Source organism: Streptomyces sichuanensis (assembly GCF_020328095.1).
Lineage (GTDB): Bacteria > Actinomycetota > Actinomycetes > Streptomycetales > Streptomycetaceae > Streptomyces > Streptomyces cinnamoneus.
Genome location: NZ_JAIXMK010000061.1, coordinates 62,359 through 74,909 on the forward strand (window position 1 = coordinate 62,359; position 12,551 = coordinate 74,909).

General features: G+C 72.5%; 6 protein-coding genes. 5 read left to right on the forward strand and 1 reads right to left on the reverse strand.

Annotated features, from left to right (window positions below):
- Window positions 1-284: 284 nt before the first annotated feature.
- Window positions 285-2,570 carry a M4 family metallopeptidase gene (locus LE181_RS18780; RefSeq protein ID WP_225662463.1) on the forward strand — a complete coding sequence of 762 codons (2,286 nt, stop codon included), beginning with the start codon at window positions 285-287 and terminating at the stop codon, window positions 2,568-2,570.
- A gap of 101 nt (window positions 2,571-2,671) precedes the next feature.
- Here the strand turns inward: LE181_RS18780 and glgP are convergent, their stop codons facing one another.
- Complete coding sequence (gene glgP, locus LE181_RS18785) at window positions 2,672-5,299, reverse strand: alpha-glucan family phosphorylase (protein WP_225662464.1); 2,628 nt, start codon at window positions 5,297-5,299, stop codon at window positions 2,672-2,674.
- 108 nt (window positions 5,300-5,407) lie between these two features.
- Here glgP and LE181_RS18790 point away from each other — a divergent pair, with 108 nt between their 5' ends.
- From LE181_RS18790 to LE181_RS18805, 4 genes are all read left to right on the forward strand, one after another.
- Window positions 5,408-6,334: a helix-turn-helix domain-containing protein gene (locus LE181_RS18790; protein ID WP_225662465.1), complete on the forward strand. Its 927-nt coding sequence runs from the start codon at window positions 5,408-5,410 to the stop codon at window positions 6,332-6,334.
- A gap of 487 nt (window positions 6,335-6,821) precedes the next feature.
- A complete protein-coding gene (locus tag LE181_RS18795) occupies window positions 6,822-8,816 on the forward strand; it encodes an alpha-1,4-glucan--maltose-1-phosphate maltosyltransferase (protein WP_225662466.1) in 1,995 nt (664 codons plus the stop codon).
- Window positions 8,813-10,543 (forward strand): maltose alpha-D-glucosyltransferase, encoded by a 1,731-nt coding sequence (gene treS, locus LE181_RS18800; RefSeq protein ID WP_225662467.1) that lies wholly within the window; start codon window positions 8,813-8,815, stop codon window positions 10,541-10,543. Before LE181_RS18795 ends, treS begins: the two co-directional genes overlap by 4 nt.
- A gap of 329 nt (window positions 10,544-10,872) precedes the next feature.
- A complete protein-coding gene (locus LE181_RS18805; protein WP_225662468.1) occupies window positions 10,873-12,405 on the forward strand; it encodes a maltokinase N-terminal cap-like domain-containing protein in 1,533 nt (510 codons plus the stop codon).
- Window positions 12,406-12,551: the final 146 nt, after the last annotated feature.

The window sequence follows — 12,551 nt, forward strand, 5'->3', positions numbered from 1 at the left end:
GGCGCCCGTTATACGGACATGGATCTTTGGCCAACGGACAGTTTCCGGCCAACTTGTTGACGCGCTCCTGACACCTGCGGCGCGGCGGTGGGACTCTTCACCTCGACTCACCTCGACCGGCTCGGAAGGCCCCCCACTCTTCTCCCGTCGCCCAGGCCGGACGAACAGCTCGTTTCCCCCCTTTCTCCATCGTGTTCTGCCGTGCTCTGCCCGGGCGGCCAGCTCGCCACCCGGTCTCCACCGGCCACTCCCACCTCATGGTGGCCACCGCAGAAGGAGTCAGAGTGAGACCCACCCCCCATCGCCGCGCCGTCGCCACCGGCGCGCTCGTCGCCGTGACGGCGATGCTCGCCGTCGGCACGCAGTCCGGTACCGCCAGCGCCCGCCCGGACGACACGACCGCCGCCGGCCGGCAGGTCCTCGCCAAGGCCGACCCCGGGGCCCTGCCCGCCAAGCTGTCCCCCTCCCAGCGCGCCGAGCTCATACGCGAGGCGAACGCCACCAAGGCGGAGACCGCGAAGACGCTCGGCCTCGGCGCCAAGGAGCAGCTGGTCGTCCGCGACGTCAGCAAGGACGTCAACGGCACCGTGCACACCCGTTACGAGCGCACCTACGACGGCCTGCCCGTGCTCGGCGGCGACCTCGTGGTCGACGCGACCAAGGGCGGCAGCCTCAGGAGCGTCGCCAAGGCGACCAAGGCACGGATGGCGGTGGCGACGACCACCCCGTCGTTCGCGGCCGCCGGCGCCGAGAAGGACGCCCTGAAGGCCGCGGCCGCCAAGGGCTCCAAGGCGACCAAGGCCGACCGGGCGCCGCGCAAGGTGATCTGGGCCGCGAACGGCACGCCCGTCCTGGCCTACGAGACCGTCGTCGGCGGCCTGCAGCACGACGGCACGCCCAACGAACTGCACGTCATCACCGACGCCCGGACCGGCGCCAGGCTCTTCGAGTTCCAGGGCGTCAAGCAGGGCACCGGCAACAGCCAGTACAGCGGCAAGGTCACCATCGGCACCTCGGGGTCGAGCGGCTCGTACCAGCTGAACGACGCCACCCGCGGCGGTCACAAGACCTACAACCTCAACCGCGGCTCCTCCGGCACCGGCACGCTCTTCACCGACGCCGACGACGTCTGGGGCAACGGCTCCACGAGCGACGCGGCCACGGCCGGCGTCGACGCGCACTACGGCGCCCAGCTCACCTGGGACTACTACAAGAACGTGCACGGCCGCAGCGGCATCAAGGGCGACGGCAAGGGCGCGTACAGCCGGGTCCACTACGGCAACAACTACGTCAACGCCTTCTGGTCCGACCAGTGCTTCTGCATGACCTACGGCGACGGCTCCGGCAACGCCAAGCCGCTGACGTCGATCGACGTGGCCGCCCACGAGATGACCCACGGCGTCACCTCGGCCACCGCCAACCTCACCTACTCCGGCGAGTCCGGCGGCCTCAACGAGGCGACGTCCGACATCTTCGCCGCGGCCGTGGAGTTCTGGGCCAACAACCCCAGCGACCCCGGCGACTACCTGGTCGGCGAGAAGATCGACATCAACGGCAACGGCAGCCCGCTGCGCTACATGGACAAGCCCAGCAAGGACGGCCGGTCGAAGGACTCCTGGTACTCCGGCCTCGGCGGCATCGACGTGCACTACTCGTCGGGCCCGGCCAACCACTGGTTCTACCTGGCCTCCGAGGGCAGCGGCGCCAAGGAGATCAACGGGGTCAAGTACGACTCCCCGACCTCCGACGGCCAGCCCGTGACGGCCATCGGGCGCGACAACGCCGCCAAGATCTGGTTCAAGGCGCTGACCCAGCGCATGCAGTCCAACACCAACTACGCGGGCGCCCGCGACGCGACCCTGTGGGCCGCCGGCGAGCTGTTCGGCGTGGGCAGCGAGACGTACAACAACACGGCCAACGCGTGGGCGGCCATCAACGTCGGCAGCCGCATGTCCAGCGGCGTCTCGGTCACCAGCCCCGGTGACCAGACCTCGATCGTGAACACCGCCGTCTCCCTGCAGATCAAGGCGTCGAGCTCCACCACCGGCGCCCTGACCTACTCGGCCACCGGCCTGCCCGCCGGGCTGTCCATCAACGCCTCGACCGGCCTGATCACCGGCACCCCGACCACCACCGGCACCAGCAGCGTGACGGTCACGGTCAAGGACTCCGGCGGCAAGACCGGCACCGCCTCCTTCAAGTGGACCGTGAACACCACGGGCGGCGGCAGCGTCTTCGAGAACACCACCCCGGTGGCCATCCCGGACGCCGGCTCGGCCGTCACCTCGCCGATCGTCGTGACCCGCAGCGGAAACGGTTCCTCGGCGCTGAAGGTGGACGTGGACATCACGCACACCTACCGCGGTGACCTCAAGATCGACCTGGTCGCCCCCGACGGCAAGACGTGGAACCTCAAGACCTCCGACGCGTGGGACTCCGCCGAGGACGTCAAGGAGACCTACACCGTGGACGCCTCCGGCGTCTCGGCGACGGGCACCTGGAAGCTCCAGGTCCAGGACGTCTACGCCAACGACGACGGCACCGTCAACGGCTGGAAGCTCAGCTTCTGATCCGGTCCGGTCCGCCGTGACCACCGCGTGAACCAGGCGCCGTCCGGGGTGAGCACGACTCCCCCGGACGGCGCCTCAGCCGTTTCCGGAACCCGGACGGTTCACCGCATCAGCACGCCCGCCGCCTCCCCCGTCGCCTCCGACGGCACCGCCACCAGCCCCGGCTCCGCGCCGTCGGCCAGCAGCCGGTGCGAGGGCAGGATGCGGACGGTGTAGCCGAAGGGGCCGGTGCGGTCCAGGGTGAGCGGGCCCTCGTAGAGCCGCCGCCCGTCCAGGCCCGGGGCGCCCGTCGCCTTGAGCGGGAAGGCGACCGTGCGCGTCAGCCGGTCCGCCTCGTCCACCCGACCGGCGACGGCCTGCACCTCGACGTCCGAGGGCTCCAGCTCGCCCAGCGTCACGCTCACCCGCAGCGACACCGTGGAGCCCAGCTCGGCCGTCCCGTTCAGCGGCCCGTCCGAGACCGCCTCCACGTGGTCCACGGCCACGGCCGGCCAGGCCGCCCGCACCCGTGCCTTCCACGCGGCCAGCTCCCGGGCCGCCGTCGGGTCCAGGGCGCGCTGCGCCTCGGCGGCGGGCCCGTACAGCCGCTCGACGTACTCGCGGACCATCCGCCCGGCGAGCACCTTGGGGCCGAGCGTGGCCAGCGTCCGGCGGACCATCTCGATCCAGCGGCCCGGCAGCCCGCCCGCGCCCCGGTCGTAGAAGCGCGGCGCCACCCGCTGGGCCAGCAGGTCGTACAGCGCCGTGGCCTCCAGGTCGTCGCGGCGGTCCTCGTCCATGGCCGCGCCGTCGGCGGTGGGGATGGCCCAGCCGAAGTCCGGCTCGTACCACTCGTCCCACCAGCCGTCGCGGACGGAGAGGTTCAGACAGCCGTTGAGCGCGGCCTTCATCCCCGAGGTGCCGCACGCCTCCAGCGGCCGCAGCGGATTGTTCAGCCACACGTCGCAGCCGGGGTAGAGCTTCTGGGCCATCGCCATGCCGTAGTCGGGCAGGAAGACGATGCGGTGGCGCACGCGCGGGTCGTCGGCGAAGCGGACGAGCTCCTGCACCAGCCGCTTGCCGCTGTCGTCCGCCGGGTGGGCCTTGCCCGCCACCACGATCTGGACCGGCCGCTCGGGGTGCAGCAGCAGCTCCGTGAGCCGCTCTCGGTCGCGCAGCATCAGCGTCAGGCGCTTGTAGGAGGGCACGCGCCGGGCGAAGCCGATGGTGAGGACGTCGGGGTCGAGCACCCCGTCGATCCAGCCCAGCTCGGCCGTGCCGGCGCCGCGCGCCCGCCAGGAGGCGCGCAGCCGCTCGCGCACCTCCTCCACCAGCTGCTCGCGCAGGGTGCGGCGCAGCTCCCAGATGTCGGCGTCCGGGATGTCGGCGACGGAGTCCCAGCGCTCGGAGCCGCCGACGGTCAGGGCGTCCTCGGCCCGGGCGAGGCCGATCCGCCGGGCGCCCAGCCGGAGCACCTCGGGGGCCACCCAGGTGGGGGCGTGGACGCCGTTGGTGACGGAGGTGATGGGCACCTCCTCCGCGTCGAAGCCCGGCCACAGGCCGGCGAACATCTCCCGGCTGACCTGGCCGTGGAGGGTGGAGACGCCGTTGGCGCGCTGGGCCAGGCGCAGGCCCATGACGGCCATGTTGAACAGGCCGTCCTCGCCGCCGGGGTAGTCCTCCCGGCCGAGGGCGAGGACGCGCCCGACGTCGATGCCGGGCAGCTCGCCACCCTCGCCGAAGTGCCGGGCGACCAGGGACGCCTCGAAACGGTCGATGCCGGCGGGGACGGGCGTGTGGGTGGTGAAGACCGCGCCGGCGCGCACGCACTCCAGGGCGGCGTCGAAGTCGGCGCCCACCTCGACCAGTTCGCGGATGCGTTCGAGGCCGAGGAAGCCGGCGTGGCCCTCGTTGGTGTGGAAGACCTCGGGCTCCGCGTGCCCGGTCAGCCGGCAGTACGTGCGCACCGCGCGCACCCCGCCGATGCCCAGCAGCATCTCCTGCAGCAGGCGGTGCTCGCTCCCGCCGCCGTAGAGCCGGTCGGTGACGTCGCGCTCGCCCGGGCCGTTGTCCTCCACGTCGGAATCGAGGAGCAGCAGCGGCACCCTGCCGACCTGGGCCTTCCAGATGTACGCCCGCAGGGAGCGGCCGCCGGGCAGGGCGAGGGTGACGCTGCTCGGGGTGCCGTCGGGCTCGCGGAGCATGGCCAGCGGGAGCTCGTTGGGATCGAGCAGGGGATAGTGCTCCTGCTGCCAGCCCTCGCGGGAGAGGGACTGCCGGAAATAGCCGTGCCGGTAGAGCAGTCCGACGCCGATGAGGGGGACGCCCAGGTCGCTGGCGGACTTGAGGTGGTCGCCGGCGAGGATGCCGAGGCCGCCGCTGTACTGCGGCAGGGCGGCGGTGATGCCGAACTCGGGGGAGAAGTAGGCGACGGCCGCCGGCAGCCCGGGGGGCTGTTCCTGGTACCAGCGGCGGCCGGTCACATAGTCGTGCAGATCGTCGGAGGCCGCCGCGAGCCGCCGCCGGAAACGGCGGTCCTCGGCGAGGGCGGCCAGCCGGGTGGCGGACACCGAACCCAGCAGCCGCAGCGGGTCGCCGCCGGCGGCCCGCCACCCCTCGGGGTCGACGGACTGGAACAGTTCGCGGGTCTCGGGGTGCCAGGACCAGCGCAGATTGCGCGCCAGTTCACTGAGCGGTCGTAGGGGCTCCGGAAGGACGGGACGCACGCTGAATCGACGAATGGCCTTCACGGTCACGACGGTAGCGGTGCGCCCGCCGCCGCCGCGGGCCAAGCGCGCAAGTGCGCCCGTCTGCCGGAGGGGGAAGATTCCGGCCCGCCGCCCGCGTTGATCACGCACATGAGCACAGCAGCGGAGTTGGGTACCTTCCTGCGCGGTCGCCGGGCCGCGCTGCGCCCCGAGGACGTCGGCCTGGTGTCGTACGGGCGGGCGCGTCGCGTCCCCGGCCTGCGGCGCGAGGAACTGGCGCAGCTGGCGGGCGTGAGCGTCGCGTACTACACACGGCTGGAGCAGGGGCAGGCGGCGGGCGCCTCGGACGAGGTGCTGGACGCGATCGCCCGGGCGCTGCGCCTGCGCGCGGACGAGCACGCGCACCTGCGCAACCTCGCCCGCCCCCGGCGCGCGCCCCGGCGCCCGGCCGCCCCGCGGACGGTGGCCTCCCCGGGCGCCCGCCGGCTGGTCGCCGCGATGTCCGCCGTGCCGGCGGTCCTCATCGACCACCGCTACGACGTGCTGGCCTGGAACCCGCTGGGGCACGCGCTGCTCGCCGGGCACCTCGCCGCGGACGCCCCGGAGCGTGCGGCGGAGCGGCCCAACACCCAGCGGCTGTTCTTCCTCGACCCGCGGTCGCGGGAGCTGTACCCGCGGCGGGAGGAGGAGGCGGAGCGCGCGGTCGCCGCGCTGCGGCTGGCGGTGGGCGAGCATCCGGACGACGGGCCGCTGGCCGCGCTGATCGGTGAGCTGAGCGTGGCGAGCGCGGAGTTCGCGGCGTTGTGGTCGGGGCACCGGGTGCGGGCGTGCACCTCGGGCGTGAAGGCGTTCCGCCATCCCGTGGCGGGCCTGCTGGAGCTGTCGTTCGAGATGCTGCGGCTTCCGGACACCGGCGGCCAGGGCCTGCTGGCGTTCACCGCGGAGCCGGGCTCGCCCTCGGAGGCGGCGCTCGGGCTGCTCGCCGCGGCGAGCGGTGCGGAGGGAGCGGGCGGTCGTCCGGCGGTGGACGAACGGATTGATGCCATCGCGGGACCGTCGGGCGGTGAAAAGTACTAGGCAGATTTACGACCCGCGTACAGCAGCACTGTCAAAGGCCAAATGTCGCTACGGCCTTCGAAGACGCTGCCGTGCGCCAATTCCTCTGCCCGGCCGCCGATTACCCCCTTTCGTCACATTGCATGCGATCGTCCGGTCGAGCAGACTCCCTACGAGTGACGGAGGAACGGCCGCCCTCCGCGCGGGGTGCAGCGGGGGCTACGCACGAGTAGTTCATATGGTCCCGGCATGCGGGGGCGGGCCCGGTGGGAAAGCTCCCCCGGTGTGCACGGGCCCGGTCGGCCGCCTCACCCGCGGCCTCTCGTCGTCCTGCCCGGAATTCCACCACTCCCGCACGACCCGAGTTTGAATCCGTCTCTTCAGCCCACCCGAGTGAATGCGGACAGGAGCAGTCATGCCCGCACCCCGCCGACTGCCGACGGAACAGATAGAAAGTACAGAACTCGCCAGACCTGCCCACGGTCCCGTCGATTCGCCAGGTGATCCCATGATCGGTCGCATCCCCGTCCTGGACCTCGGCCCGCTCGTCGACTGCGGCCGAAGGCCCGTCAAGGCGGTGGCGGGTGAGACCTTCGAGGTCACCGCCACGGTCTTCCGCGAGGGGCACGAGGCCGTCGGTGCCAACGTCGTGCTGCGCGGCCCGGCGGGCCGGTGCGGCCCGTGGACGCCCATGAGGGAGCTGGCCCCGGGCACCGACCGCTGGGGCGCCGAGGTGACCCCCGACCGCGAGGGCCGCTGGACGTACGCGGTGGAGGCGTGGGGCGATCCGGTCACGACGTGGCGGGAGCACGCGGCGATCAAGATTCCGGCGGGGATCGACACCGAGCTGGTGCTGGAGGAGGGCGCCCGGCTGCTGGAGCGCGCCGCGGCGGGGGTGCCGAAGACCGCGGGCCGGGAGGCGGTGCTGGCCGCGGTCGACGCGCTGCGCGACACCGGGCGGCCGGGCGCGGACCGCCTCGCCGCCGCGCTCGCCCCCCGGGTGCGGGCGGCCCTGGCCGCCCATCCGCTGCGCGAACTGGTCACGGCCTCCCGGCCGGTGCCCGTGCTGGTGGAGCGCGAGCGCGCCCTCTTCGGTTCCTGGTACGAGCTCTTCCCGCGGTCGGAGGGCGCGGTGCTGCGCGAGGGCCGGCCGCCGCGCAGCGGTACGTTCCGCACGGCCGCCCAGCGGCTGCCGGCGGTGGCGGCCATGGGCTTCGACGTCGTCTACCTCCCGCCCGTCCACCCCATCGGCACGTCCTACCGCAAGGGCCCCAACAACGCCCTGAGCGCGGGGATTTACGACGTGGGCAGCCCCTGGGCGATCGGTTCCGCCGAGGGCGGCCACGACGCGGTCCACCCCGACCTCGGCACGGTCGAGGACTTCGAGCGCTTCGTGGCGCGGGCCCGGGAGCTGCGGATGGAGGTGGCGCTCGACTTCGCGCTGCAGTGCTCCCCCGACCACCCGTGGGTCGGCAAGCACCCCGAGTGGTTCCACCACCGCGCCGACGGCACGATCGCCCACGCCGAGAACCCGCCGAAGAAGTACCAGGACATCTATCCGCTCGCCTTCGACGAGGACTTCGACGGTCTGGTGGCCGAGACGCTGCGCGTGCTGCGCTTCTGGATGGCGCGCGGGGTGCGGATCTTCCGGGTGGACAACCCGCACACCAAACCGGTGGTCTTCTGGGAGAAGGTCATCGCCGAGGTGGGCCGCACGGATCCGGACGTCCTCTTCCTCGCCGAGGCGTTCACCCGGCCGGCGATGATGCGCACGCTGGGGGCGATCGGCTTCCAGCAGTCGTACACCTACTTCACCTGGCGCAACGGCAAGCGGGAGCTGACCGACTACCTGACGGAGCTGTCGCGGGAGTCCGCGGCCTGCATGCGGCCGAACCTCTTCGTGAACACGCCCGACATCCTGCACGCCTACCTCCAGGAGGGCGGCCGCGCCGCCTTCGAGGTGCGGGCCGTGCTCGCCGCGACGCTCTCGCCCACCTGGGGCGTCTACGCCGGCTACGAGCTGTGCGAGAACACCCCGGTGCACAGCGGCAGCGAGGAGTACCTGGACTCGGAGAAGTACCAACTGCGGCCGCGCGACTGGGAGTCGGCGGAGCGGGAAGGCCGCACCATCACCCCGCTGATCACGGCCCTGAACAGGCTGAGGCGCCGTCAGCCCGCCCTGCGCCGGCTGCGGAACCTGCGCTTCCATGACGCCGACAACGAGGCCGTCATCGCCTACTCCAAGCGCTCCGGTTCCTCCTGCGTCCTCACGGTCGTCAACCTCGACCCCCACCACACCCAGGAGGCAACGGTCTCGTTGGACATGCCGGAGCTCGGCCTCGACTGGCACGAGTCCGTCCCGGTGCGCGACGAGCTCACCGGAGAGACCTATCACTGGGGCAGGGACAACTATGTGCGCCTTGAGCCGGGCCGTTCGATCGCGCCCGCGCACGTGTTCTCGCTGCGACCGTCCTCACCGATCGGAGGGTCACCCACACCATGATCGTCAACGAGCCCGTCCAGGACACCTTCGAGGACACTCCCGCGAAGGACCGGGATCCCGACTGGTTCAAGCGCGCCGTCTTCTACGAGGTCCTCGTACGGTCCTTCCAGGACAGTGACGGCGACGGCATCGGCGACCTCAAGGGCCTGACGGCCAAGCTGGACTATCTGCAGTGGCTGGGCGTCGACTGCCTGTGGCTGCCGCCGTTCTTCCAGTCCCCGCTGCGGGACGGCGGCTACGACGTCTCCGACTACACCTCGGTGCTGCCGGAGTTCGGTGACCTCGCCGACTTCGTGGAGTTCGTGGACGCCGCGCACACGCGCGGCATGCGCGTCATCATCGACTTTGTCATGAACCATACGAGCGATCAGCACGACTGGTTCCAGCAGTCCCGCACCGACCCCGACGGACCGTACGGCGACTACTACGTCTGGGCCGACGACGACAAGCAGTACCAGGACGCGCGCATCATCTTCGTCGACACGGAGACGTCGAACTGGACCTTCGACCCGGTGCGCAAGCAGTACTACTGGCACCGCTTCTTCTCGCACCAGCCGGACCTCAACTACGAGAACCCGGCCGTCCAGGAGGAGATCCTGGCCGCCCTGCGCTTCTGGCTGGACCTGGGCATCGACGGCTTCCGGCTGGACGCGGTGCCGTACCTCTTCGCCGAGGAGGGCACCAACTGCGAGAACCTCCCCCGCAGCCACCAGTTCCTCAAGCGGGTGCGCGCCGAGATCGACGCGCACTACCCGGACACGGTGCTGCTGGCCGAGGCCAACCAGTGGCCCGAGGACGTCGTCGACTACTTCGGCTCGTACGACAACGGCGGCGACGAATGCCACATGGCGTTCCACTTCCCCGTCATGCCGCGCATCTTCATGGCCGTGCGGCGGGAGTCGCGCTACCCCGTCTCGGAGATCCTGGCCAAGACCCCGGCCATCCCCTCCCGCTGCCAGTGGGGCATCTTCCTGCGCAACCACGACGAGCTCACGCTCGAAATGGTCACGGACGAAGAGCGCGACTACATGTGGGCGGAGTACGCCAAGGACCCGCGGATGCGGGCCAACATCGGCATCCGGCGAAGGCTGGCCCCGCTGCTGGACAACGACCGCAACCAGATCGAGCTCTTCACGGCCCTGCTGCTGTCGCTGCCCGGCTCGCCGATCCTCTACTACGGCGACGAGATCGGCATGGGCGACAACATCTGGCTCGGCGACCGCGACGCGGTGCGCACGCCCATGCAGTGGACGCCCGACCGCAACGCCGGCTTCTCCTCCTGCGACCCGGGCCGGCTGTACCTGCCGACCATCATGGACCCGGTCTACGGCTACCAGGTCACCAACGTGGAGGCGGCCATGAGCAGCCCCTCCTCGCTGCTGCACTGGACCCGCCGGATGATCGAGATCCGCAAGCAGAACCACGCGTTCGGGCTGGGCTCGTACACCGAGCTGCAGTCGAGCAACCCCGCGGTGCTCGCCTTCCTCCGGGAAGCGCCCACAGGGGAAGGAGACGACGACCTGGTCCTGTGCGTGAACAACTTCTCGCGGTTCGCACAGCCGACCGAGCTGGACCTGCGGACCTTCAACGGCCGTCACCCGGTCGAGCTCATCGGCGGCGTCCGCTTCCCGGCCATCGGCGAGCTGCCGTACCTGCTGACGCTCGCCGGCCACGGCTTCTACTGGTTCCGGCTGCGCCGCAACGTCCCGCCGGCCGCCACCCCCTGAACCGGCACCGTGCGCGGCGGCCCCGGTCCGGCCGCGCACGGGCGGTTTCCCCCGCCGGACCCTGGGCACCGGTACTACTGCACGCGGACGACCCGAAGAGGCCGCCCCCACCGCACGGCCCGCAGGGGCCGGCACGGATGGCACGGTTGCACGTACGCACGGGCTGCAGGAACGACTGCAGCAGCCGCACGACACCGCACACAGGGGCCGCAGGCGCTGACCGTACGGACGATCCTCGCCCGACACGTCCCGCACCGCGCACCGGCCGAAGCCGCAATCCGGGACACTTTGCCCAATCTGTCGTGTGCCCCGGGGAAAGGACGCGACGCATGTCGGACGCTGCACCGTTCCGCCGGGAGGCCGTACCCCGCCGGGAGGTGGCCCCGGACCCTCCGGTGCCACCGGCCGCCACCGTTCCGCCCGCGGGCCCGCGCACCACCGGGGCCTCCGGCGACGGTCTGCTCGCGTCGCTGGCCCCGCTGCTCACCGAGTGGCTGCCCCGGCAGCGCTGGTTCGCCGGCAAGGGCCGCCCCCTCACGGGCTTCACGCTCGTCGCGGCCACCGAACTCCTGCGCCACCACCGTGGCTCCACCGCCCCCGGCCTGCTCCACCTCCTCGTCCGCGCCCAGCAGCCCGCGGCAGCCGGCGAGCCGGCGCACCATCCGGCCCCGGCCGAGGACTGCTACCAGCTGCTGCTCGGCATCCAGGACGTGCTGCCCCCGCACCTCGCGCCCGCCCTCATCGGCCGCCCCACGGGCGGCCCGCTGCGCGGCCGCACCGTCTACGAGGGGCTCGCCGACCCCCGGCTGGCCGCCCTCCTCCTGGAGCGGTTGCGGGTGCCGGGACGGCTCGGGCCCCTGCGTTTCAGCCGCGAACCGGACACCACCATTCCACCCGGTCTCGCGCCCCGGCTGCTGGGTGCCGAACAGTCCAACTCCTCGGCCGTCTACGGCGAAACGTATATCCTCAAGCTCTTCCGTCGCGTCGGCCCCGGCACCAACCCTGATCTCGAATTGCCCCGCGCACTCGCGAACGTGGGCTGCTCGCGCGTGCCGGCGCCCGCCGCCTGGTTCGAGGCCGAGGTGCCCCGGGCGCCCGGCGCCCTCGAAGAGCCCATGACGCTCGGCGTGCTGCAGCCCTTCCTGCCCGGCTCCGCCGACGGCTGGCAGCTGGCGCTCGGCGCGCTCGCCACGCAGGCCGGCTTCACCGCCTCCGCGCGCGCCCTCGGCCAGGCCACCGCCGAGGTCCACCTCGCGCTGGCCGAGGCCCTGCCCACCGTCGTGCTGCGCCGCCCGCAGCTCGAACACCTCGCCGCCGGCATGATCCGCCGGCTCGACGCCGCGGTCACCGCGGTGCCGGCCCTGCGCCCGTACCGGCGGGCGCTGGGCGCGGCGTACGAGGAGCTCGCGGCACTCGGCCGTGACGGGCGCACCTGGCGCGCCCAGCGCGTCCACGGCGACCTGCACCTGGGACAGGCGCTGCGGACGGCCGCCGACGGGCGCTGGTCCCTCATCGACTTCGAGGGCGAGCCGGCGCGCCCGCTGGCCGAGCGCCGCCGCCCGCAGCCGGTGGCGCGCGACATCGCGGGCATGCTGCGCTCGTTCGACTACGCGGCGGCCGTCGGCCGGGCGGCCGGCACCGGCTGGGCCGAGCAGGCCAGGGCGGCCTTCTGCGAGGGCTACGCCGCCGTCCACCACGACCCGCGCGAGGACCCCCGGCTGCTGCGGGCGCACGAGACGGACAAGGCCGTCTACGAGGTGCTCTACGAGGCCCGTCACCGACCGGACTGGCTCTCCGTCCCGATGACGGCGATCCGCCGCCTGGCGGAGACCGGCCGCACGGCGGGCGGGGCGCCGGTATGACACCGCTGCCCGCCCTGGCGGGGGGCGCGGCCGCGCTCCCGCCATTCGCCCGGTGGGCCGCGCCGCCGCGGACGGTGCCCCTGCGGGCCGCGGAGGCTGCTCACCTGCGGGCCGGACCGGCCCGGGCCGCGCCACCGCAGGCCGAG